21 protein-coding genes and 2 pseudogenes are annotated in these 21,472 nt (G+C 69.2%); 16 read left to right on the top strand and 7 right to left on the bottom strand.

Annotation, left to right across the window (positions count from 1 at the left end; all coding sequences use genetic code 11):
- Positions 1-529: 529 nt before the first annotated feature.
- Both ACFXMG_RS01330 and ACFXMG_RS01325 read left to right on the top strand, forming a co-directional pair.
- Complete coding sequence (locus ACFXMG_RS01330; RefSeq protein ID WP_383813619.1) at positions 530-2,773, top strand: MFS transporter; 2,244 nt, start codon at positions 530-532, stop codon at positions 2,771-2,773.
- Between the two features lie 215 nt (positions 2,774-2,988).
- Positions 2,989-3,336 (top strand): hypothetical protein, encoded by a 348-nt coding sequence (locus ACFXMG_RS01325; RefSeq protein WP_383813617.1) that lies wholly within the window; start codon positions 2,989-2,991, stop codon positions 3,334-3,336.
- A 320-nt stretch (positions 3,337-3,656) separates the two neighbouring features.
- On the opposite strand, the gene ACFXMG_RS01320 is transcribed toward ACFXMG_RS01325, so the two are convergent.
- Positions 3,657-4,238: a dihydrofolate reductase family protein gene (locus ACFXMG_RS01320; protein WP_383813615.1), complete on the bottom strand. Its 582-nt coding sequence runs from the start codon at positions 4,236-4,238 to the stop codon at positions 3,657-3,659.
- A gap of 510 nt (positions 4,239-4,748) precedes the next feature.
- Between ACFXMG_RS01320 and ACFXMG_RS01315 the strand changes: the two genes are divergently transcribed.
- The 4 genes from ACFXMG_RS01315 to ACFXMG_RS01300 all read left to right on the top strand — a co-directional run bounded on the left by ACFXMG_RS01315 (position 4,749) and on the right by ACFXMG_RS01300 (position 7,379).
- Positions 4,749-5,576 (top strand): isocitrate lyase/phosphoenolpyruvate mutase family protein, encoded by an 828-nt coding sequence (locus ACFXMG_RS01315; protein ID WP_383813953.1) that lies wholly within the window; start codon positions 4,749-4,751, stop codon positions 5,574-5,576.
- 393 nt (positions 5,577-5,969) lie between these two features.
- Positions 5,970-6,191, top strand: coding sequence for a hypothetical protein (locus ACFXMG_RS01310; RefSeq protein WP_383813614.1), 222 nt, complete (start codon positions 5,970-5,972; stop codon positions 6,189-6,191).
- Entirely contained in the window at positions 6,188-6,391 is a 204-nt protein-coding gene (locus tag ACFXMG_RS01305; protein WP_383813612.1) for a Tn3 family transposase, read from the top strand. The genes ACFXMG_RS01310 and ACFXMG_RS01305 overlap by 4 nt, the downstream gene beginning before the upstream one ends.
- A 250-nt stretch (positions 6,392-6,641) precedes the next feature.
- On the top strand, positions 6,642-7,379 hold the full coding sequence (locus tag ACFXMG_RS01300) for a dienelactone hydrolase family protein (RefSeq protein WP_383813610.1): 738 nt from the start codon (positions 6,642-6,644) through the stop codon (positions 7,377-7,379).
- A gap of 314 nt (positions 7,380-7,693) precedes the next feature.
- Here ACFXMG_RS01300 and ACFXMG_RS01295 read toward each other — a convergent pair whose 3' ends face one another.
- On the bottom strand, positions 7,694-8,233 hold the full coding sequence (locus ACFXMG_RS01295) for a hypothetical protein (RefSeq protein ID WP_383813608.1): 540 nt from the start codon (positions 8,231-8,233) through the stop codon (positions 7,694-7,696).
- 363 nt (positions 8,234-8,596) lie between these two features.
- Positions 8,597-9,091 (bottom strand): hypothetical protein, encoded by a 495-nt coding sequence (locus ACFXMG_RS01290; RefSeq protein ID WP_383813606.1) that lies wholly within the window; start codon positions 9,089-9,091, stop codon positions 8,597-8,599.
- 340 nt (positions 9,092-9,431) lie between these two features.
- On the opposite strand from ACFXMG_RS01290, the gene ACFXMG_RS01285 reads away from it, so the two are divergent.
- The 3 genes from ACFXMG_RS01285 to ACFXMG_RS01275 all read left to right on the top strand — a co-directional run bounded on the left by ACFXMG_RS01285 (position 9,432) and on the right by ACFXMG_RS01275 (position 11,382).
- Positions 9,432-9,989 carry a S1 RNA-binding domain-containing protein gene (locus tag ACFXMG_RS01285; protein ID WP_383813604.1) on the top strand — a complete coding sequence of 186 codons (558 nt, stop codon included), beginning with the start codon at positions 9,432-9,434 and terminating at the stop codon, positions 9,987-9,989.
- A 543-nt stretch (positions 9,990-10,532) separates the two neighbouring features.
- Positions 10,533-11,087 carry a tellurite resistance TerB family protein gene (locus tag ACFXMG_RS01280; protein ID WP_383813951.1) on the top strand — a complete coding sequence of 185 codons (555 nt, stop codon included), beginning with the start codon at positions 10,533-10,535 and terminating at the stop codon, positions 11,085-11,087.
- Between the two features lie 67 nt (positions 11,088-11,154).
- Positions 11,155-11,382: a DUF6296 family protein gene (locus ACFXMG_RS01275; RefSeq protein WP_383813602.1), complete on the top strand. Its 228-nt coding sequence runs from the start codon at positions 11,155-11,157 to the stop codon at positions 11,380-11,382.
- An 890-nt stretch (positions 11,383-12,272) separates the two neighbouring features.
- Here the strand turns inward: ACFXMG_RS01275 and ACFXMG_RS01270 are convergent.
- The 3 genes and pseudogenes from ACFXMG_RS01270 to ACFXMG_RS01260 all read right to left on the bottom strand — a co-directional run bounded on the left by ACFXMG_RS01270 (position 12,273) and on the right by ACFXMG_RS01260 (position 14,952).
- The gene (locus ACFXMG_RS01270; protein WP_383813601.1) at positions 12,273-13,085 is read right to left on the bottom strand and encodes a hypothetical protein; all 813 of its coding nucleotides are present in this window, start codon (positions 13,083-13,085) and stop codon (positions 12,273-12,275) included.
- A gap of 1,033 nt (positions 13,086-14,118) precedes the next feature.
- A pseudogene (locus ACFXMG_RS01265) lies at positions 14,119-14,363 on the bottom strand (transposase); the annotation flags it as partial.
- Between the two features lie 16 nt (positions 14,364-14,379).
- Positions 14,380-14,952: a TetR/AcrR family transcriptional regulator gene (locus ACFXMG_RS01260; protein ID WP_383813599.1), complete on the bottom strand. Its 573-nt coding sequence runs from the start codon at positions 14,950-14,952 to the stop codon at positions 14,380-14,382.
- A 109-nt stretch (positions 14,953-15,061) separates the two neighbouring features.
- On the opposite strand from ACFXMG_RS01260, the gene ACFXMG_RS01255 reads away from it, so the two are divergent.
- The 3 genes from ACFXMG_RS01255 (at position 15,062) to ACFXMG_RS01245 (ending at position 17,599) form a co-directional block, all read left to right on the top strand.
- Positions 15,062-15,943: an NAD(P)-dependent oxidoreductase gene (locus ACFXMG_RS01255; RefSeq protein WP_383813597.1), complete on the top strand. Its 882-nt coding sequence runs from the start codon at positions 15,062-15,064 to the stop codon at positions 15,941-15,943.
- 398 nt (positions 15,944-16,341) lie between these two features.
- The gene (locus tag ACFXMG_RS01250) at positions 16,342-16,536 is read left to right on the top strand and encodes a hypothetical protein (protein WP_383813595.1); all 195 of its coding nucleotides are present in this window, start codon (positions 16,342-16,344) and stop codon (positions 16,534-16,536) included.
- A 538-nt stretch (positions 16,537-17,074) separates the two neighbouring features.
- On the top strand, positions 17,075-17,599 hold the full coding sequence (locus ACFXMG_RS01245; protein WP_383813593.1) for a hypothetical protein: 525 nt from the start codon (positions 17,075-17,077) through the stop codon (positions 17,597-17,599).
- Positions 17,600-17,643: 44 nt separating this feature from the next.
- On the opposite strand, the gene ACFXMG_RS01240 is transcribed toward ACFXMG_RS01245, so the two are convergent.
- A complete protein-coding gene (locus ACFXMG_RS01240) occupies positions 17,644-18,021 on the bottom strand; it encodes a hypothetical protein (RefSeq protein ID WP_383813591.1) in 378 nt (125 codons plus the stop codon).
- Between the two features lie 906 nt (positions 18,022-18,927).
- On the opposite strand from ACFXMG_RS01240, the gene ACFXMG_RS01235 reads away from it, so the two are divergent.
- The 4 genes and pseudogenes from ACFXMG_RS01235 to ACFXMG_RS01220 all read left to right on the top strand — a co-directional run bounded on the left by ACFXMG_RS01235 (position 18,928) and on the right by ACFXMG_RS01220 (position 21,460).
- Positions 18,928-19,371, top strand: coding sequence for a TIGR03618 family F420-dependent PPOX class oxidoreductase (locus ACFXMG_RS01235; protein WP_383813589.1), 444 nt, complete (start codon positions 18,928-18,930; stop codon positions 19,369-19,371).
- Positions 19,372-19,851: 480 nt separating this feature from the next.
- Positions 19,852-20,571 (top strand): annotated as a pseudogene (locus tag ACFXMG_RS01230) (ISL3 family transposase); the annotation flags it as partial.
- Positions 20,572-20,812: 241 nt separating this feature from the next.
- The gene (locus ACFXMG_RS01225; RefSeq protein ID WP_383813587.1) at positions 20,813-20,968 is read left to right on the top strand and encodes a hypothetical protein; all 156 of its coding nucleotides are present in this window, start codon (positions 20,813-20,815) and stop codon (positions 20,966-20,968) included.
- A gap of 84 nt (positions 20,969-21,052) precedes the next feature.
- The gene (locus ACFXMG_RS01220) at positions 21,053-21,460 is read left to right on the top strand and encodes a transposase (RefSeq protein ID WP_383813586.1); all 408 of its coding nucleotides are present in this window, start codon (positions 21,053-21,055) and stop codon (positions 21,458-21,460) included.
- Positions 21,461-21,472 lie beyond the last annotated feature (12 nt).

Below are 21,472 nucleotides of genomic sequence, written 5' to 3'. Positions count from 1 at the left end.
GGCTCGATTCCGCCTGAAGGCCGATGAAGTGGTGCGACCGACGTCGCATGCTTGCCCGAGACGCTGGCTACGGTGTGCCTGACCCCACTCGCTGTATGAGGACCCACCACCACCGCTCTCGCGATCGCCTACTACCGCCGTCGAACCGGCGTCCTCGCCGGGTGGGGCCGGAAAGCTCGACAGTGTCGGCACCCTCTTCGCCAGCGAGAGGGCCGCCGTTCGGCGAGCGTGGTGGCGGCCTTCCATCATCAGGCGACGCCAGTACCACCCGAAGACTTGAGAACCACCCTCTGAAAGGAGGCCGGTCTGTCAGGGCAGCGGGAGTCGTTCCTGCCTCGGCGGCCCGGGATGGGAAAGGATCTGCAGGGTGGAACGGTCTGTGGTGGATAGTCCGGGTGCAGGCGGTGCAGGCGGTGCAGGCGGTGCAGGCGGTGCAGGCGGTGCAGGCGGTGCAGGCGGTGCAGGCGGTGCAGGCGGTGCAGGCGGTGCAGGTGGCGCTGGAGGCCGGGGCGGGCGTTCGAGACGGCTGGTGCTCGTGGCCGGTCTCGCGCTGGGTGTGCTGGCGCCGACCCTGCACAACTTCGTGCTGGTGCGGGCGGCTGCCGATCTCGGTATGGACGGGCGAGAGCGGGGCTGGGCCCAGGTTCTGGTGGTCGTCGCCTCGTTGGCGGGGGTGCTCGGGGCAGGCCGGGCTGCCGACCGGTTCGGCACACGCCAGGTGGTGGTGGTCTCGCTCCTGGCCTCCTGCGTGGGTGGGGCCGTCGTGGCGGTCGCATGGGGCCCGTGGGCCTACGGGGCGGGGCTGGTGGTGGAGAGCGCCGCGGTGATGGGGGCGGTGGCCGGATACATGGCGTCGGTGCCGGTGGTGCATCTGACGGGGCGGCTGAGCCGGGCCGTGGGTGCGGCGTTCGCGATGCTGGCCGCGGCGTTGACCGTCGGAGCGGTCCTGGCGCTGGTCGCCGACGAGGTGGGCGGCTGGCGGGCGGTGGAGGCTGTGGTGCCCCTGGTCTCGGCGGGGCTGCTCCTGGCGGCGTTGCGCGTTCTTCCCCCATCGGCGCCGCCCGCGTCCGTACTGGCCCTTCCAGTGTTCGGGGCAGGCGCCGTGGTGGTCGTGGTGGCGGGTGGGGTCTTGCAGGCGAGCACGCTGCGGTACTGGCGGGACTTCGAGATGGTGGTGCTGCTGGGGGCTGTGCTGGCCGTCCTCGCCGTGTGCTGCCGGCCCGGCGCTGTCTCCTGGCGCGGCCCGTGGGCCCGCCGCCCGGTGTCAGGCCCCGACGGTCCCGACGGTCCCGGTGCGGTGGTGTGGTGCGCGGTGGTGGCGGGCGGCGTGTGGGGGCTTGCGCAGTCGGCGGTGGCGACGGTGCTGCTGGTGGTGCTGTCCGAGCGGGGCGGCGGACAGGGCGGAAGCCTGCTGGCGTGGGCCGGGTTCGGAGTCGGGTTCACCGCCGCCGGGCTGTACGGGGCTCGCCGCGGTCTTCAGGAGCGGACGGGTTCGGCGCTCGGCCTCACCCTCGCCGCCGTCGGCACCGCCCTGCTGTCGACTCTCCCGCACGGTCATGAGGGAATCGCTACGGCGCTGGCGGCAGTGATGGCCGCGGTGGTGGGGTTCGGGATCGTGCTGGCCCAGGTGCCCTGGGCGACCCGGCTGGTGGCGGCCCTGCCCGCGCGGGGGCGAGGGGCGGTGGCGGCGGCCTACCCGGCGTCGGTGGTTCTGGGCGGCGCGGCGGTCACGGGCATCCCCTACGAGTCGGTGATCTCACCCGCCACCCGGGCCGCGACCGTGCACGAACTGCTGTGGATCACCGTGACCGTTCTCGCGTCGGCCGCCGTCGTGCTGGGCCGGTCCGTCGCGCCCCTCGCGGTCGCCGGAGCCTGTGCCGCCCTGTACCTGCTGGTCGCCGGGCTGAGCGATGACAGCTACGCGCGGCGCCCGGCGTCGATGGCCGTGTTCCTCATCGGCGGCGCGGCCGCCGGGCTGGCTGTGTGGGCCCGCGGCCGGCGGACCGAGCGTCTGGCCCGCAGTCTCGCCGACGCCGCAGCCCTCCAGGAAGCCGTACTGCGCCCTCTGCCAGCCCGAGCCGGCGCCTTGGAGGTCGCGGGCCTGTACCGGCCCGCGACGGCCGGCACCGGCATCGGCGGCGACTTCTACGACGTCGCGGACACCGCCTTCGGCACCCGGATCCTGATCGGCGACGTCCGGGGCAAGGGCCTGAAAGCCGTCCAGACCGTCGCCGACATCCTGGGCTGCTTCCGCAGCCAGGCCCACGAAACCGCCGACCTGAGCGAGCTCGCCGCCCGCCTGGACCGGCACCTCACCCGATGCGCCCAGGCCCGCGGCGACAGTGAACTGTTCGCCACCGCCCTGCTCCTGGAACACCCCGGCATCGGCACCGCACTCAAGGCGCTCAACTGCGGACACCTGCCACCAGTGATCATCCACCCCGGACGCCACGCCCAGGAGACCGACCTGCCGGCCGTGCTGCCCCTGGGCCTGGGCGCCCTGGACCTGGCCGCCCCCACCCCCACCACCCTGGACCTCCCCGAGGACGCCACCCTGCTCCTGTACACCGACGGCCTGACCGAAGCCCGCGACGCCACCGGCACCTTCTACCCCCTGACCGAACGCCTAGACGGCCTCCCTCCGGTCCCCCTACCCGCCCTGGTGGACCACCTGGTGGCCGACGTCGAACAGTGGACCTACCGCCTCACCGACGACATCGCCCTCATCACGCTGACCCCCACTCCCACCCCCACCCAGCCAGCCGACGCGTGAGAACCCGCCCTCCGACATCCGCCGAGGCTCGGGCACTGCCGCACCGACGAACGGCCCGATCCGGTCGCTGATCAGGCCGAGCACGGCCGAGGAAAGCCGCGGACCGGCGGGACGAAACAGAGGCCGATGAGGCACCAGCGGCCTCGGCCAGCGGGCCCAGGAAGATCCGGCAGGCATGATCTGCGTCGTTCCTTCTCGCACTCCATACGGGAGCTATGAAGGTGGTGTTCACCGAGTGGGTGGCCTGTCATCTGGATGAGTTCCGTCCCGAGGTGGTGGACAGGCTGCGGCAGGAGATCGACGAGCGCGTGGCCTGTCTGCGGAACCATGTGTTCGTCGAGGCCAAGGACGGGTCGTGGGCTTCGGCGGTTGTCCATCTGCTGAGGCGGAGCGGCCGTGTGTGCGGCGCCGATAGATCGTGTCGGCGTCGGGGCCAGGACAAGGACGCATGGATCGCGGTAACCACGTTCGCGCACGCACTGGTCGAGGAGCTGGACGACCGTCCGGTGCTCGGTCTCTCTCGGGCGCGCGGCTTCCCGGCGCTGCTGCAGACCGGGCGGTGAACCGGACTCTGCGCTTGGTCTATATCTGGCAGAGGAGGTGGGGGCTCGGCTCGTGCCGTGTCGGCGTTCCACACACGGTCGCCGTCCAGGAGGCGTCGGTGGGCTCCCTGTCGCCGCGAAATTCGGTCCTCGTCCTGGGCAACCAGCACGAGGACGAACCGCCAAACCTTCGGCCGACCAGCGGGTCAGCAGTTCTGGAGGAACATCAAGTCGCGGCTTTGAACCGTGGTCGGTCGGGAATCCGCTCGTCGAGGGGGAGGGGTGGCCCGACCTTGTGTCACCGTTCGCGATGGACTTGTTGTCGCACCCGCTCAGACCGGTCAACGGCGCACCCGATAGCGCAGGTGAAGCACGCGGTTGCCCTGAATCGCCACCTCAGGATCCTCCAGCAAGTGCTGCGCGTGGACCGACCCGAAGTAGCGTTTGCCGGATCCGAACACGACGGGTACGACGTCCATGCGCACTTCGTCGATCAGACCCGCGGCGAGCACCTGACCGCCGACGTCACCAGCGGCGACCTCGACCAGGCGGTCACCCGCAAGCTCTTGCGCCTTGGACACGGCTGCCTCGACGCCGTCGACGAAGTGAAACGGCGCCTTGGGGTCCCAGCCCTCGGGCTCCGGCCGGTGCGACACGACGACCACGTGGTCGATGCCGCCCGGAGGCTTCCCGCCCCAGCCGTCCGTCAGGTCGAAGACGTGGCGGCCGACGATCGTGACTCCGATCTGGTCCCAGTACGGCCGGGTGTAGTCGTAGGACGTCTGCGACACCTTCAGCTCACCGCTGTCGTCCAACGGGAGGTCACCGCTGGACAACCAGTCGAACAGTGGTCCCGGCTGGTCATTCTCGTCCGCGACGAAGCCGTCCACCGACACCGAGCTGTACATGACCACCTTGCCCACGGGGCTCTCCTCTGCTCTGGGGTGCCCCAAAATTAGCGTGCCAGGAGCTGTTGCCCTTGTAAGAAGACAATCGGCCGGCAGCAGCCAGCCGTCCCGCGCGTGGCCGGGATGCTCCCCACGAATCCGCACCAGTACCAGAAGGATTCCGTAACGGTCCGTCAGTGGCGGCGCTGACCTGGGCGAACCCGATCGCGTGTACCTGGCTGGACGAGTCTCACCCCTCCTCCCTCACGGCGAGCAGCACAACCACGCGCTCGGTGTCCGGTACGCCGAAACCTACCCAGCGCGCGGCCCTCACTGGACTCGGTATCACCGAGACCTGAACCACGGGAGGGCCTCGGGCCCCGACCTGTCGTCGCTGTGCCGCCCGCTTCCAGCCTCCGCCACCCCGGCGGATCTACCCTTTGCCGAGACCGAGCGCGACGTGCCTTGGGCGGCGGGCGTGCGGTGCGTCATGAACGGGCGGCGTGACGGTGTCGTCCCGCCGGTTATGAGGGAATGGGATGGGTGATGGTGGATCAGGTATCGCGGGCAGAGGTCTTCCGGGCGCTGCACGAGAAGCAGGATGTGTTCGTGGTCGCGAACGCGTGGGACGCGGGATCGGCGCGGCTGCTGACAGGTATGGGGTTCGCGGCGCTGGCGACCACCAGTGGCGGGCTGGCGGCGTCGCTGGGGCGGCCGGACGGGCACAACCGAGTGACCCGGGACGAGGCCCTGGCCAACGCGGCGGTCATCGCTGCCGGTACGAGCCTGCCGGTGACGGCGGACCTGGAGAGCGGCTACGGCCGCACCGACCAGGAGGTGGCGGACACCATCGGCCTTGCGGTGAACGCGGGCCTCGCCGGTGCGTCGGTCGAGGATACGACCGGCGACCCGAGTGCGCCGGTCAGGGACTTGGCAGAGGCGGTCGACCGAGTGACGGCCGCGGCCGAGGCGGCACGATCTGTGTCGTCCGGCTTCGTGCTGACCGCGCGGGCCGACAACTTCCTCTACGGCCGCCAGGACCTTGCGGACACCATCGCCCGGTTGCAGGCGTTCGAAGCGGCCGGGGCCGATGTGCTGTACGCGCCAGGGCTGCCGGACGCGGCCGCGGTTCGGGCGGTCTGCTCGGCGGTCGGCAAGCCGGTCAACGTACTGGCCTCTCCCGCGATGGGCAGCGTGGCGGAGCTGGCGGCGCTGGGGGTACGCAGAGTGAGCCTGGGCTCCGCATTCGCCCGGGCGGCACTGGGCGGCCTCCTGGCGGCGGCGTCAGAGGTGTCCGAGCACGGGACGTTCAGGTTCCTGGCCGACGCGCCGACCTACGCCCAGGTCAACAGCCTGTTCGATTCGGATCGGTAGTCGTCAACCGCACGGCTGGAAACCCCTCGAGCTGAAGTCCCGACCCAGTTTCAGTCAGGTACCCCCCCGACCGCCTGCTCTCCGTCCCCGTCGTTCCTCATCACGGGGAAGGACTCCTCACTCGTGCGTGATGAGGGATCCTTCTCCGTTTCGGGGAACCTGCCTCCGCGGCCGGCGGGTGCGGGACGACCTGGCGACGATGCTGTGTAAGCGGGTGGCGACGAAGATCAAGAAGGCCAAGGCGGAGCTGGAGGAGATCCGGCTGGCCGAGCGGGAGATCGTCGAGTCCCTGATCGGGAACCACCGCACGGTGCTCCAGCATATCGACGAGGGCAGCCCGGCCCAGGAGTCGCTCACGAAGGCCGCGGCCATGACCGCCGAACTCCGCCAGGCATGGAGGGCGGCCTGGACGAGGAGGCGTCGGTGGACGTGGTCGCGACTCGGCTGGAGGGTAGGGTCTCCCCGGCGGTCCTCTCCCTGGCGAAGGCCCAGGTGGTGCAGGCGGGTGAGTTCGGTGAGGTCACCCGCGCGCTGGAGGACTTCGGTGGCTCCGCGAAGCAGTACGAGCAGATCGAGAACATCTCCGCTCACCACGGCTACTTCTGGGCCGGGTGATCCGCACTGTGCAACCGCGGCGTCATCGCCGCCACCGACCCCATAGAGCAGGAGAAGGCGATGAAGTTCAAGGCATTCGCCTGCTCACAAACGCGGTGATCTTCCTCAATGCCCTGGACATCGCGGAGATCGTGCGGCAGCTGCTGGAGGAAGGCTGGGAGATCGGCCCGGAGGACCTGGCGCACATCTCGCCGTACTGACGGAGCACATCAACCGGTTCGGCGAGTGCAGCACTCACGAGCTGGGGATCCAGCCCGAGGCGTACGACCCGAAACTCGGACGACTTCACCCCGCTGCGCGAGCAGGATCTGTGAGGTGAACTTGCTGGTGACGCCCTTCACAGGAGTGGGCCGGTACACCCAGCATCCGGCTGCGAGGGATACCCGCGCTGTTCTGCCAGCGGCAGAACAGCAGCCGGACCGGGTTCGACGATCACTACAGTCCAGAGTCATGACGACGATTACGAGGCGTGTGGTCGAGTATCCGGCCGACGGTTTGACGATGATCGGGCACCTCGCGCTTCCGGCCGGTGTCGACCGCCGGCCCGCGGTGCTGCTCGGGCCGGAGGGGATGGGGCTCAGCGACGTCGAGCGCCGCCGGGCCGATGCTCTCGCCGAGCTGGGATACGTAGCGCTGGCCTTCGACCTTCACGGTGGGCGCTATGTGGGCGACCCCGACGAGATGCTGGCCCGTTGCCTGCCGCTGCTTGCCGATCCCGAGCGGATGCGAGGCATCGGCCACGCGGCGCTTGACGTGTTGCGCACCGAACCGCGGACCGACCCCGACCGGATCGCCGCCGTCGGTTACGGCACCGGGGGCGCCATCGCGCTGGAACTCGGGCGCGATGGCGTCAGCCTGCGCGCGATCGGGACGGTCAACGCAACCACCACGGGCCGACCGGGGGAGGCGGCGCGCATTCGCTGCCCGGTGTGGGCCGGGGTCGGGTCGGAGGACCCGATCATGCCGCCCGCGCAACGGGACGCGTTCACCGCCGAGATGCAGGCCGCGGGCGTCGACTGGCGCCTCACGGTCTACGGCGGCGCCTTGCACGCCTTCCACCACCCGCCGGTCGACCACCCCACGGTCCCCGGCGTCGGCTACCACCCACGGCACGCGCAGCGAGCGTGGCGCGACGTCGTCGACCTGCTCGCCGAGTGCCTGCCCGTGACGGAGAATCTGGGGGTCTGACTCAGGCGAACGCGCTGGCGCCTGGCCGGGGCGGCGTCGGGCGCTGGCAGTCCTCTTCCCTCAAGTCCGCACAACAGAAACGCATTCGGGCAGATGCTGGATTGCGGAGACGTGTGGACAACTGCCACAGCGGATGCCGGATGCCGGATTTACTGTGGCAGGGCCCATACGGTGATCACCGCGACCTGCGGCGGACCAACCCTCTTTCCAGGGTACTGGCCCCGATGCTGGGCGTCGGCGTCAGGACCGGAGTCCCCCATCCTGATCGAGGTCGGCGACGGCAGCACCTTCCCTACCGTCGACGACCTCGCCGCCTACGCCGAGCCGAAGTCCTCTTCGCGATGCTCAGGTATGGCACCTTCTACGAACCGCAGCCGTCGGCCCTCATCGAGGAGGACGACCCGATCGGCCTCGACGTCGAACCCGAGCACCGCGTGGCCGTACTCGCCCTCTGGGTCCATCAGCACCGGCTTGCTCAGTCGACGCCCGATCTCCCGAAGAAAGCCACAGAGCACATCGAGTCGGTCTTGGCCCTGCAACTCCCGTAGGTCAACGTCGAAGTCGACTTCGTCGTCGGCATGGAATCTGAAGACCGCCAACACATCGTCCGTCGGCCAGACCCGCAGGGCCGGGCATTCGGCATCCGCCAGACGGGACAGCACGGCCTCCGCCCGGGGCACCGGGAGCACACTCTCTCCCTCGGAGTACTGGCACTTCCAGCCCTTCTCCGCGACAAGGTCGAGGACCGCCTGCCAGTCCTCCACCGAGGCATTCGGGACACGCACGTCCGGCAACGCCCCCGTCAAGTCCACGTCGAAGAAGTACTCCACGTCATCCCACAGCAGGTCGCTCACGCCGCCATGCTGCCCGGATCGCCGACCCAACGCACACCCGTTTCCCTTGACCAACGACGTAGGGCAACCCTCCCGCGACGTTGCGGCCTTGTCGGAGTGGGTGGCTGTTCTCCGCATTCGCGGGGACGGCCCGCGGATGCGGTCGCTCACCACTGCTGTCACCACCCGGGAGAGGTTGTGGTGGGTGCGTGGGGTGCTGCGGGGTGTGGCGGGGTGGTTCGAGGGCTGTTGTGCCAGGTGGATGGGCATGCCTAGACGGGGTGGTGCGCTTTGCTTCCTGGCCGGTGGGAACGGCTCTCCGTCACGGATGGTGACGCCCTGGATGGCCGGCCGGCTCCCCGCCCGGTACCGCGGGACGCCGGATCAGCCAGCCGTGCCGGTGAGGTGGTAGGTCGTGTCGACCTGGAAGCCCTCCGCCGTCGTGCCCTTGATCTCGAGGACGTACTGACCCGGGACGAGCGGGGTGAGGGCGGACCAGAGGCCCCAGGCGAGATGCGTACGCAGACCCACGCGGAAGGGCGGGGCGACGAACTCGCGGAGGGGGAGTGGGGCGCCGTTGAGGTACGCCTCGGCGCTGGTCACGTCGAGGGAGAGGGGCTTGCGAGAGTGGAGCTTGGTGTGGTGGATGTTGAGCACCGGGAAGAACACGGGGCGCCCGGCCGGAATTTCACAGCGGCGGACCACCCGGCCGCCGTAGGTGCCCGCCAGGAACCACAGGTCGTCCGGCTGCCGCCAAGCGGCGTGTGCGCCGGTCGTGTCGGCCACCGGGCTCACGTCGTCGGGCGCCGACAGGGCCCACTGCCACCAGCGGGCGGCGAGGACGCCGCCTTCCTCATCGGATATCTGCCATGCACTCACGCCGCACACCCTACGGTGCGGCGGTGCCGGAGAGCCCGGGAGGGCCGGTCGCGTGAGACCAGCACCTACACCGGTGCGGCTGCGGCGGCCCGGAGCCGGAGCGGGGACTCAGCCGCAGGGCGACACATGGGTCCACGGACGGAACGCGCCTCGTCCTTCCGGGGAGCCGACATCCGTCCGCCGAAGGCCGGTCCCAGTCCCTCAGGCACCGGTCGCCCGTGAGCTGTGCTCCCACACGGTCGGTCCCGAGGCGCCCCAGGTGAAAGGGCGCCCACCGTGACTGCTCCTCACTCGCGGTGACATGCTCCGGTCCCTGCCGCATTGTGAAAGGCTGGACCACATGATCGAACCGGCGCAGAACCCGGAGCTCTGGGAGTTCCTGGGCTCGCTGCGGGAGGGGGACTTGCTTTCCGGTACCGTCGCGGCCATCGAACCGTTCGGGGTGTTCGTCGCTCTGGACGAAGGTCCCCTGCATCCCTGCTTCCCGGGGGTCGGGTTCCTCACGCTGCCGGAGCTTAGCTGGCGCCATTTCGCCGACGCGTCGCAAGTCGTTCACGTGGGGGAGCGTGTCACCTGCGAGTTCCTGCAGTTCGATACGTACAACGGGGAGGCCAGGCTGTCGCTCAGGGCCACGGAGCCCGATCCCTTCCAGGCGTTCGCCGAGAACGTCGGTCTGGGGCAGGAGCTGACAGGACGGGTCGTCCGGCGGCTTCCGTTCGGTGTCGTCGTGGAGGTCGCCGACGGGATCGAGGGGCTCGTCCACATGAGCGAGCTGGACCCCGATCGGCCCGACCCCGAGGCCGACTTCACCGTAGGTGAAGAGATCGCGGTGGTCGTCACCGAGGTCGACCGGCAGCGCCGAACGATGAGGCTATCCCAGCGGAAGGCAGCGCCCTGACGGAGTGCGGAAGTCGGGCATCGACGACGGATGGCGGTCCATCGGTCCCCCACGCGCCTTTGCATGGCCGGGGGGTCGGCGTCCGTCATGCCCTTGGCTGGGGGGTCCACGTCGGCGATGTGTGTGGTGGCGCGTGCGGTCAGGCCGCCGACGAGGCCGGGTGTGAGGAGGCTGCCTTCGCTTCCTTGACGCCGAAGTGGTTGATGGCCTGGTTCGGGGTTTGAGCTGGAGGGCCTGGACGGATGCGACAGCCCGGCGCCGCCGACTTTCCGTACCTGCAGGGAGGGTCCCCTCGGCTCCCGCGAGCGGGGACGGACCCCCAGGCTGCTGCTCCCCAGGTTCGAGGGCCTCTGCGGCGAAGACTTCCGGACCGGCCGACCGCCGCTGCTCCGGCCCGCGCCCGCGTAGGAGCGGCACGTGTGCTCAGGGCGTCACGTCACTCACGGCGGCGGAACTTTGCCGTGTGGGGAAGACGTTGGCAGGGTGGTACGCGATGATGCGTGTCCGACGACGGACGACATGGCAGAAGCCGGGGTGGCACGAGTGGCGATGTGGGATCGGATCAAGGACCAGGCGACCAGGGGTCTGCAGCAGGCCCAAGGGGCGCGCGGCGGCTCCGGCGGCCACGGGCCGTCCGGCGCACGGTCCGGCGGCGGTTCCAGGGCCGAGCTCGTGAGCGCGCTGAAGTTGCAGCTCACGTCGCTGAAGACAGAGCTGAAGAGCGGCGCTTTCCGGGACGCCAGCATGGCTATGTGCGCGTTGGTGGCCGCGGCCGACGGACGCGTCGACCCGGCCGAGCGTCAGCACGTCGAATCGCTCATCCTCACCAACGACGTCCTTCAGAACTTTCCCGCCGACCAGCTCCGCCAGCGTTTCAACAAGCACGTCGACCAGCTCTCGGTCGGTTTCGTCATCGGCAAGGCTGCGGTGCTTCAGGAGGTCGTCAAGGTGGCGAAGAAGCCCGCCGAGGCGCGGGCCGTCATCCAGACCGGCATCGTGGTCGCGGGTGCGGACGGCTACATCGAGCCTGCCGAGGAGCAGATCATCCGCGAGGCGTGTGCTGCGCTTGGCCTGTCGGCGGCGGAGTTCGGCATCTGACCCGCGCACCTCGGCGAACAGGCGCGCAGCCGGTGTGGGGGTCACGATGGAAGAGGTGGTGGCATCGATGGAATATCCCGAGAGCTACGAGCTCGTCTTCCAGGAGTCGCCAGTAGCTGACGACGTGGTCGTGGTCCGCCGCACGGAGCGCGCCGGGCCGGGTGGTTGCCCGGTCTACGAGGACGATACGGGCATCGTGCGCGCGGAGATCAGCGAGCGCGGAGACGTCCGCATGCTGGCGAGCGGCGGTCACCAGGCCCACGCCTTCCCTGTGACGGCTCGCGCGCGGAGGTAGGAGAGGGCAGGCGAATTCACCCCGCCCGTCGTCGCGCGACCACCGGCCCGCGCTCCGGATCTTGGCTGGCCGGGGTGCCGGTGGAGGCGGAGCGGATCGACCGGGGCCGGTGATCCGGTGGTGAAGGCCGTCCAGTGGCCGCTGCCGAGGGACGGATACACGCTGACTCCCGGTGGCGGGCGGCGCCCTTCCTGTCGGGACCTTCTTCGCAGCGGTCTTCTTTCCTGCTTTGGCATCGGCCTCGACGCCTCTGCTTCCCGTACCTGAGGGGCCGGCCCCGGCGGCCAGGCCCCGCCCGGGACAGTGCCCGCCCTCCCGGCTGTGCGGCCCGACCCGCGGCCTACCTCTCCGTACCAGTGCAGATGATCTTGGCATCGTCAAGGGGCCAGGATGCAGGTCACCCTCGCTCTCGCTGCTGCTCGGGCCTGCGGGGTGGTCTGCACCGCTGCCAAGGACGCTGGCTCCACTGATCCCCGCACGGGGCTGTCTGTTGGGACACATGTGTCGGCTTAACAGTCGCTTCGGTCGCTGCGGGCTACGGAGAGGGAGGCAGGCGGCGATCTTGGAGCGCAGCCGGTCTCCGAAGTCCGTCAGCAAGCAGGTGGTGCGGGGCCAGGTCTCTGGAAGGTGGCCGTGCCGGCCACCGACCGCCAGCAAGGGTGGGCCAGAGATAGGCGAGCAGGACGGTCATCGACGTGGGCTGTCTGTCCGGTGTCCTCGGAGGCGCGACGCGGACAGCCCCTGGGCAATGCGCACGCTGCCTGGGGCAAGGTCGACGGGGCTGTCCGCTCCGAGGGGGAGATCGGGTGAGTGCGAGTGCGAGTGCGAGTGCGAGTGCGAGTGCGAGTGCCGGCCGCGTCGACTCGACCCGAGGTCTCTGACAGTTCCCGTTAGCAGCCCTCGTCGAACTTCATGGCATGCAGTGTCACTGGCTGGCCGTTGAGTTCCGTTCCCGAGGCGGGTGCCTGTGAGCAGACCTGCCAGTTCGACTCGACGAGGATCATTCGATCCGCGCCGGACGCGTCCTTGAGGGTGAGGCTGGTGGAGGAGTCGAGTGCCTCGCGCGCGACCTTGACGGACTTGCCTGTGAAGTTCGGCATCGTCGAGGCGGGGTCCGCGACGTCACCGCCAGCGTCCTTGGCGGGGCAGGTCTCCTCCAGCTTGACGGTGCCGAAGTCGATCTCGGTGGTGTGGGGGTGTCGGCCGGGCTGAGGAGACTGGGAGCAGACCTTCCAGTTCCGGTCGAGGACTTGGTTGCGTCCGCGGCCAAGGGCGTCATGGGAGGTGAGGTAGTAGTAACCGAGCTCCTGAGCCTTGTCCTGCGCGGACTGGAGGCCCATGCCGAAGAAGTTGGGCAGCTGCTCGGCGGCGGGCTTGACCGGTGTGTTGCTGGGTGCGGACGTCGTGACCGGCGGATCGGATGGCGGATCGGGCTGCGGATCGGCCGGTGTAGTGGACGGCGGCTCAGGATCGGGTGACACGGTGGGCGTGGTCTTCGCGACCGGAGCCGAGGGCTTGCCGGCCTTGTCGTCCTGGGAGTCCTCGGGTCCGGCTAGCGCGCCGAAGAGGATGAGGAAGACGCACAACCCACCGACCACCATCGCGACGATGGCGCCGGTGGAGCGCTTCTTCTTCGGGGGGCCGTACGGTCCCGGGGGAGGCGAGTAGGACGGTTGTTGCTGCCCCGGAAACTGCTGGTTCACTGTTCCTCGCTCTGTGTATCTACTGTGGTGAGCGTGTGACCATATCGTGTGGGGTTCGTCGAGTGAATACGCGCGTTCACCTTCGGCGCTCGACGGGTAGCGGCGACCGGTCTGTCCGTCCAGACGGTCGCCGGCGACGGCTGACTGCGTGAGAGCGCTTTTTGTGCGCCCAAGGCGCGAGGTCAGGGGCCGATGCTGACGCCTCCCATTCCGGGCATGATTGCCCGGTTCAATGGGCGAACACCCCGGGGAGGAAGGTCCGTTGCTGAGGGAGAGGTGACTGCGGTTAGCGGAGCGTCGGGGCGGGGGTGCGCACCCAACGGGTGGAGAAGTACCTGCGAGCGAGTCGGGAAGGGGTGGGGTGTCGCCTAGACAGTGGCCGGGCACCACACTGGGCTCCAGGTCGGCCAGGCGCGTTCCTGTACCCCATCCCACCGCGACCGTTCAGGCCGAAGATCCTGTTGCGCCTGCGGGGATGGTTCCGACCGTACGCAGACGGCCGTCGTGACCAGCTGTTCTCCGATCGCGTGGGAATGGTCCCAGATGGCGGCTTGCACTCGATCGGTGTGGTGTCCGCGCGCACCGGTCGTGGGAGGAGGACTACCGGACCCGCATCCGGAAGACAGCCGCGCGAACGGCCGTGGACGACCTCCACGACGAGATACGCCGGGCCGTGGCCGTTCGCGGGCAGATCTTCGCTATGCACTTGGTGCGGCAGAAGGTTGCGGTGCTGGCTCACGCAAAGGTCGTCGAAAACGTCGATGCTCTGCGGCGCGGCTCGGCACCGGTCCATCTTGTGGCTGGTTCCACCAAGGCTCTGATCCATCTACGAGAGTGCGCTGGAGGCTCACGGCATGAGCCGCCCCTACAGACCTCGCCCGTAGAAGCCGGCGTGCCGGATCCTATTCTCGCGACGCGCCTCCCGGGTGCGCTCAGATGGTCCCTGTGGCGAAGCCGAGGCCCCGTACGCCATCTCATGCGTTCCGTTCCCGCGCTGGTGGCCCCAGCCGCGCTCAAAGCTCAGCCGATCTCGAACTGCTCCCTCAGCGATCCGCTGGCGAACCGGCAGCGGATCCCACGGCGACGGGTTCACGAACTGCTGCAGAGACCGCATGCTCCCGTCCGGCAGCCGCCCGGTCATTGGCTGGACCGACTTGCGCCGGCGGTCCAGCATCAGACCCGCAGATGCCCCCCGCCCCACCGCCGCTGATCCCGCCGCGACAACGAGCCGAACACATCGGCAACGAACTCCGAAAGATCATCCCGGAGGCGTTTCACCTCCCCAACCTCCTAGTTAGACCTCGTACGAACGTACGAGGCGGGCGAGTTGCCGGCCCGCCATGTGTAGTGGCTCCTCGCTGCGGTTGACCTGGGCGGTGACTTCGGCACCTTCCAGGGTGGAGATGACGGTGGTCGCCAGTTCCTGGGCGCTCTGGGAGGGGAAGCCGCAGCGCAGCAGCTTGTCGCGGACCAGGTGCTCCCAGCCGCGCAGTGCGTCGGCGCATGCCTGCTGGATCTCCGAGTCGGTGCCGAGCGTCTCGAGGGCCGCTGCGGTCACGGGGCAGCCGTCGATCCAGCCCGACTCGCGCAGCTCGTCGGCGAGTTGCCGGGCGCAGGCCATCACGGCCTCGGCCGGGTCCTCCTCGCTGTCCAGTGCCTTCCGCAGGAGCGTCGCGAATTCCTCGGTGCCGTGCTTGATCGCGGCGACGGCGACAGCCTCCTTGCCGCCTGGGAAGAAGTGGTAGACGGAGCCGAGGGTGGCCTGCGCCTCCTGGGCGATCTGCTTGATTCCCGTGCCGACATAGCCCTGCCGCTGCAGGAGGCGTGCTGCGGCGACGACGATCCGGTCCCGTGTGCTGGTTTGCATGCAGCCACCGTATCGACCTCTTGGGTAGAGCGCTCGTTCTAGAGCTGTGATACGTTCTCACCACGCGCTAAATAGAGCGCTCGTTTTAGTGAGGAATGGAGATCTCATCATGAGCAGCACCCAGCAGTCGGTCACCGTCATCGGCCTCGGCCCCATGGGCCAGGCCATGGCCGGTGCCTTCCTCGACCGCGGTTACGACGTCACCGTCTGGAACCGCACCGCGTCGCGCGCGGACGACCTGGTCGCGCGCGGGGCGGTGCTCGCACCGAACGTGGAGCAGGCCCTTGCCGCCAATGAGCTGGTGATCCTCAGCCTCACGGACTACGCCGCCATGTACGCCACGCTCGAGCCCGCCACGGCCGCGCTGGCCGGCCGGATCCTGGTGAATCTCAGCTCGGACACGCCCGAGAAGGCCCGGGCCGCGGCCGGCTGGGCGGCCGAGCGGGGTGCCGTTCAGCTGACCGGCGGCGTCACCGTGCCGCCCTCCGGGATCGGGCAGGCCGAATCGTCGACCTTCTACAGCGGCCCGCGTCAGGTCTTCGACCAGCACCGGCCCGCGCTCGAAGTCATCACGGGGCGGGCCGACCACCGGGGAGAGGACCCCGGGCTCGCCGCGCTCATGTACCAGATCGGCATGGTCATGTTCTGGACCTCCATGCTGAGCTACTGGCAGGCCATCGCCCTCGCCGACGCCAACGGACTGACGGCGGCGGACATCCTGCCGCACGCCGTGGAGACCGCGAACTCGCTGCCGGGATTCTTCTCCTTCTACGCCGATCGCATCGATGCCGGCCGGCACATCGGAGACGTGGACCGCCTCGCCATGGGCATGGCCAGCGTCGAGCACGTCCTGCACACCAACGCCGACGCGGGAGTCGACACCACGCTTCCGACCGCGGTCGTCGAGCTCTTCCGGCGCGGCATGGACGCCGGTCACGCCGCGGACAGTTTCTCCACTCTGATGGAGTTGATGAAGAAGGCGGAGGCGTAACGGCACCTGCCCGACGAGCGACTTACCGCGCCGGACATGATCAGCAGAGGTGATCTGGCCGACGAACAGCGGGCCATGCTGGACGCGCTGCTGCCGGTGAGTGGCAATCGGTGCGGCCGATGGCGCAGTCACCACCAGGAGATCAACGGAATCGATCACGGGCTGGGCGCCGGAGTGCAGTGGCGTGAACTGCTCCAGCGGTTCCCGCCCGTGGCAAACCGCCTACCAGCGCCACCCGCTGTGGTCGGCGGACGGCACCTGGGCCAGGCTGTTCGCCCGGCGCCGACCGGCGGCCGGCGGCCCCGGATCGTCGACGAAGCGAGTCCCTCCGCGCGGCGTTTTAGGGCCCATGCCTGTCGCGCCCGCGCCCGCTTCGCGCACTGGACTCGCGTCGCCCGTTGGGTACGGACTCCGAGCCGGAGGAACTGCTGGGGCTGGTAGAGGCCGCCGACCTCCTCCTGCCCCTGGAGCCGGAGCGGACGCCCCCAACCCTCCCGCCCGACCCGGTGACAGCCGAGACTGTCGTGCCCGGTGCGTCCACCGGCCCCGACGAGGACGACGGCGGGACCGAGGCAAGGTGGGTGCTGGACTGAAACCAGAACCGTGCCGGCGTCGCACGCGCGGCTGACATCAGCTGGGTGCGATGTGCCGGGTTGGCACCAGTGACGGTCTGTCAGGGCGGGGTGCTTTCGCTGGTCGGGTGGTCAGGGAGGGCGGGGATTCTTCCGAGGGCCGTGCGGCGGCACCGTGGTCGGTGGCCGACCTTGAGTGGGCGCAAGGGGCGTGGGATGGGGGAGTGGAGGACCAGGGTGCCGTCCGTGGCGACGGTGGGTTGCCTGTTGCCCCGAGGATCACACGGCGGCCTCAAGCCAGTTCGGGAGCCGTCTACCGGAAGGCTGCTTCCCGCGCCCTCAGGGATGGCCCCAGCCGGGGGGCACCGGAAAGCCTTGCTCCCTGCTCCCGTGGGGATGGTCTGCAGCGCTCGTACGCTCAATTTGTGGTCGACGGGCGGTTCCCCGTGTTCTTGGAGGATGGGGTCCTGCGGGGCTTCGCGGGAAGTCGGGCGGGCCGGAGCGCTGTGACTGCTTCTCCATGAGTCTCGTCAACCCAGTGAGCCGTAAGGTGCGGCCCATGGATTCTTTGATCGCTGCCATCCGAGAACAGGACGAAGCTGCCCGTTTTCTCGCTTGGCCGGGTGACTTCGACCTGGACCGAGGCGACCACGGCGAAGAAGTCCACCTCGCCTCGGGTGCGGCGCTCGAGAGTTTCGCGGGCGACGGCGCTGGGGGCACGTACTTCTTCTGCGGTGAAGGTGGGGAGGACCGTCCCGTCCTCTTTGCCGACTCCGAAGGAGGTGCGGCCCTGGTTGCGATCGGCCTGCCCGAGCTCCTGCGGCTGCTGCTGGTCGTCCCTTGGTGGCGCGACTGCCAAGCGTTCACGGACGAGGAGAGCCGCGCGCTCGCGGTCGCGTACCTGGAGGACATGCCGGATCTCGTGGCCCGGAGAGAGCGTGCCGCGGCAGCCCTGGGTCTCGACCTGCTCTCCCAGGCAGACGTGTTGGCCCGCTTGCGGGAGGTAGCTGTGCGGATGGGCGAGAACTTCGTCCTCATCCTCACGTCGGAGGGCCACCCCTACGCGCCTCTCATCAGGAACTGAGGCGCACCGCGGCAGCAAGTACGGGCTGTTCCAGGCACGAGGTATCAGCCCACGACGAGACCGCGCTGAGGTGGTAGGACGTCGATGGTTCTCTGGCCGCGAATGAGGGCCCACAGGACGTCGAGGTGCGCGGCGGACGATGGCGAGGATCGCCTGCTTGTGGCTCTCGCCCTCGGACCGTTCGCGGTCGTAGAAAGTCTTCGAGGCTGGACAGAAGTGGGCGGCGAAGTGAGCGGAGAGGTAGAAGACGAGTAATGGCGGGCATCGGTAGGGGTGTGGCCGGCGTACGTTGACACTGATGCGGCCTGAGCCCTCTGGGCCGGGGTGAGACAAGCGGCTCCGGCGAGGCACCCCGCAGTCCAGAAGGCATCCATGTCGTCCCAGGTGCAGGCGATGAACTCCGCCTCCAGCGAAGGACCCATCCCGGGCATGCTGACGATCACTTCCGTGTCGCGATGCTTACGGAAGAAGGGCAGCGATCCTCAGGTCGATCCTGGAGATCTCCTCGTCCAGGGCCACCACGGCCTTGACCAGGGCTTGGACCTATCCGTCGCAGGGCAGCTTGAGTCTGGTAGCTGGTCAGCAGCACGAGAGCACCCTTGGACGCGGTGTAGTCGAACGCCCGCTCCAGACTGGGGAAGTACTCCAGCAGCTGAGCCGCATGCGGTTGATGGCTCGCATGCGGTTGGCTGCTAGGTCGTAGCGGCGAGCGGTGAGTATCTTCAGGTCCAACGGGAGCCGATCCCCATCATGCGGAGGCTGCAGGCCACGGGTCATTTTGAGCCAGCGCGAGGGCGTTGCCGATCGGTTCCAACAGTCCAGCCTCGTTGTTCGGTACTCGGGGTGGGAGCACCATCGTCCCGACTGTGTCGATCACCGTGCAGTGGTGCCCGGGCTCGCCGGCGTCTGTCGCCGTCCAGAGCTCGGGCACCCGAGTCTCCTTTGTCGATCGGTTGACTGGCCCTGCAGACGACCACGCGGACGTGTCCTTGGGAAGTGATCTCTGTTCGCTCATCCCCATGAGCGGCCGTGTTGTCGCGGGGCGCTGGGTGGCCTATCAGTCAAAGCCACACGTGCGGTATGAGTGCTTTCAGCCGTACGCCCAGGCACCTGGGCCACCCGATCGTACGAAGGACCGGAATTTACCCGTCAACAAGATAATGGGCGCGACTGAGTGCGAGCCCTGGCGTGCGGGAGCGAGTGGGCCGACTCGACCCGGTGCGGTACGAGTGCGAGTGCCCGCCCGCTGCGATGTCTCGGATCCGGGGCCGAAGCCCGGGGCGGCTCGTGCCTGGGCATCGCTCGATTGCGGTGAGTACTCTCCTTAGATGGCTGCGACTTTCGATGAAGCTGTCCGTGCCCGGCTGCTGGCTCCCAACATCTGGTACGTGGGCACTGTGTTCGCTGATGGGGCGCCGCAGGTCAGCCCGATGTGGGTGGATCTGGAGGGGGAGGGGGAGCTGACCTTCAACACGTCGGTGGGGAGGGTGAAGGAGGAGAACCTGCGCCGCGACCCCCGTGTCTATCTCTCGCATGCGGATGCCAGCGACCCCTTCGACCGAGTGCAGATCAGTGGCGTGGTGGCCCGCTTCATCGAGGGCGCAGAGGCGCACGACCGGATGGACCGGTTGGCCCGCAAGTACCTGGGCAGCGACTATGAGTGGGTCATGCCGGGGGAACAGCGGGTCGCGGTGATCGTGCGCCCGGTAAAGGTGCGGCACATCGTCGGGGTGGAGCGGTTCAGGCCCGGTGGCCCTGTCCCGGCTCCCTGATCGACCGGCACACCCATCGTGCGAGTCGCCGCCGCCAGCAGCTTCACCTGCATCCCACGTCCGCGGGGATGCTCCGCGGCGGCGCTTTCCTTCGCGGTCGACCTGGCTGGCTCCCTGTACAGGTGGGGATGGTCCCACCCTCCGCAGCAACGGGCCCAGCGCGATCAACTGCCTCCCGCACGCGCGGGGATGGACCCGGCGGTTTGCCCTGCCCGACGCCCGACTTGCCCGCAGCCACCAGCTCCCTGGCGAGTGGCTGCGCCGGCAATGCCGTGCCAAGGGCGATCCCACTCACCTGGTCGCCGCCCACACGCTCTTCGCGGCTCATAGGGCCCGCGCTGGCTTTGATCACGAGTCGCGGTTCTGGCCCAGGTTCTGTGACGCGCCCACGCTGAGTGACGGCTGAGCTTCTCCGGGCAGTGCGTGAAGTCGCCCGAAATTAGACCGTGGTCAAGGCAGCTGGGCTGACAGTTCGGGTCTGTGGAAGAGATCGTGTCCCAGTTGAAGGAGCTGTTGTTCCCGTCGATCGCGGACGTCGCGGTGTTGTCGGTGGACGTGAGCATCGCGATAGTGCGGGTCGACACGGAATGCACTGCAAACGGTGCCGCTGGCCCTGCGTGCGGGGTCTGGTCGAGCCGGGTTCATGGTTCCTACCTGCGGTTTCCGGCTGATGTGCCCAGCGCCGGACGAAGCGTTGTTCTCCAGCTGAGGGTCCGCCGGTTTGCCTGCCGGAACTCGGCATGCACCTGCCGCACCTTCGTCGAGCAGGTACCCGGCCTGACCCGTCGGCACCGTCAGCGGACCGAGCGGCTGCGCGCGACGCTGGCCGCGGTCGGTCTCACCCTGGCGGGCCGCGCCGGCGCCCGCCTGAGCTCCGCGCTCGGGGTTTGCGTCAGCCGGAGCACCGCCCTGCGCCTGGTCGACGCCCTGCCCGAGCCTGAAGTGCCCGCCCCGCGTGTGGTCGGCGTTGACGAGTACGCCACCCGCAAGGGCCGCCACTACGGCACCGTTCTCGTCGACGCCGAGACCCGCCGCCCTGTCGACCTGCTGCCCGACCGGGAGGCATCGAGCCTGGCGGCCTGGCTCGCCGATCGGCCCGGCGTTGAGGTTGTGTGCCGGGACCGGGCGCCGTTCTTCGCCGAGGGCGCCACCGCCGGTGCACCGCAGGCCGTCCAGGTCGCGGACCGGTGGCACCTCTGGCACAACCTCAGCGAGGCCACCGAGCGGAGCGTCGCCCAGCACCGTCGCTGCCTCCGCGCGCTGGCTTCCACGGTTCCCGCACCCGCTCTCCAACCCGAGGCCGTCCCGGCAGCGGACTCGCACGGTCCTCCTTGGCCGCGCGGGCACCGATTCGCCGACCGGACCCGGGCCCGGCATGCCTCCGTCCACGCCCTGCTGACAGCGGGACACAGCCGTCGCTCGGTCCAGCGGCAACTCGGGGATGACCTACCGCACCGTCAAGCAGCTCGCAGACGCCGCGATGCCGGAGGAGCTGTTCACTGGTCAGTGGCAGAACCGGCCCTCCGTCCTCGACGACTACAAGCCCTATCTGGACGACCGCTGGAGCGAGGGCTGCACCAACGCCTGGAAGCTGTAGGAGGAGATCGTGCCACTCGGCTACAAGGGGAGCTACAAGCGCGTTCGCGCCTACCTGCACGACTAACGCACCTCACCGCAGCCGGTGACCGCCCGGCCGCCCACGCCCCGAACCGTCGCCGGATGGATCCTCCGCCGTCCGGACACCCTCACCGAACCCGAGCAACTCCAACTCAAGGCCGTCCGGACGCACTGCCCCGAAATCGACGCCCTCACCAGGCACGTCCGCTCCTTCGCGACCATGCTCACCGAGCGCCAGGGCGAGCGCCTGCCCGACTGGCTCGACGCCGTCCGGCAAGACGACCTGCCCAGCCTCCACACCCTCGCCGCAGGCATCGGCCGCGACCGCGACGCCGTCATCGCCGGCCTGACCCCGCCATGGAGCTCAAGTGCTGTCGAAGGCCATGTCAACCGGATCAAAATGCGCAAGCGCCAGATGTTCGGCCGCGCTGGTTTCTCGCTGCTGCGCGAGCGAGTCCTCCTCACTTCGTGAGGACAGCCGCTG

This window comes from Streptomyces sp. NPDC059201, from assembly GCF_042754585.1.
GTDB lineage: Bacteria > Actinomycetota > Actinomycetes > Streptomycetales > Streptomycetaceae > Streptomyces.
Note: the sequence above shows the minus strand (reverse complement) of the source record. Positions and strands in the feature narration are given on the sequence as shown.

Coding starts and splice junctions, on each gene's coding strand:
- ACFXMG_RS01325 (WP_383813617.1), top strand. CDS start 2,989: ATGAAGGTGGTGTTCACCGAGTGGGTGGCCTGTCATCTGGATGAGTTC.
- ACFXMG_RS01245 (WP_383813593.1), top strand. CDS start 17,075: ATGGATTCTTTGATCGCTGCCATCCGAGAACAGGACGAAGCTGCCCGT.
- ACFXMG_RS01235 (WP_383813589.1), top strand. CDS start 18,928: ATGGCTGCGACTTTCGATGAAGCTGTCCGTGCCCGGCTGCTGGCTCCC.
- ACFXMG_RS01310 (WP_383813614.1), top strand. CDS start 5,970: ATGGAGGGCGGCCTGGACGAGGAGGCGTCGGTGGACGTGGTCGCGACT.
- ACFXMG_RS01260 (WP_383813599.1), bottom strand. CDS start 14,952: ATGCAAACCAGCACACGGGACCGGATCGTCGTCGCCGCAGCACGCCTC.
- ACFXMG_RS01225 (WP_383813587.1), top strand. CDS start 20,813: ATGACCTACCGCACCGTCAAGCAGCTCGCAGACGCCGCGATGCCGGAG.
- ACFXMG_RS01315 (WP_383813953.1), top strand. CDS start 4,749: ATGGTGGATCAGGTATCGCGGGCAGAGGTCTTCCGGGCGCTGCACGAG.
- ACFXMG_RS01275 (WP_383813602.1), top strand. CDS start 11,155: ATGGAATATCCCGAGAGCTACGAGCTCGTCTTCCAGGAGTCGCCAGTA.
- ACFXMG_RS01255 (WP_383813597.1), top strand. CDS start 15,062: ATGAGCAGCACCCAGCAGTCGGTCACCGTCATCGGCCTCGGCCCCATG.
- ACFXMG_RS01240 (WP_383813591.1), bottom strand. CDS start 18,021: ATGGGTCCTTCGCTGGAGGCGGAGTTCATCGCCTGCACCTGGGACGAC.
- ACFXMG_RS01285 (WP_383813604.1), top strand. CDS start 9,432: ATGATCGAACCGGCGCAGAACCCGGAGCTCTGGGAGTTCCTGGGCTCG.
- ACFXMG_RS01300 (WP_383813610.1), top strand. CDS start 6,642: ATGACGACGATTACGAGGCGTGTGGTCGAGTATCCGGCCGACGGTTTG.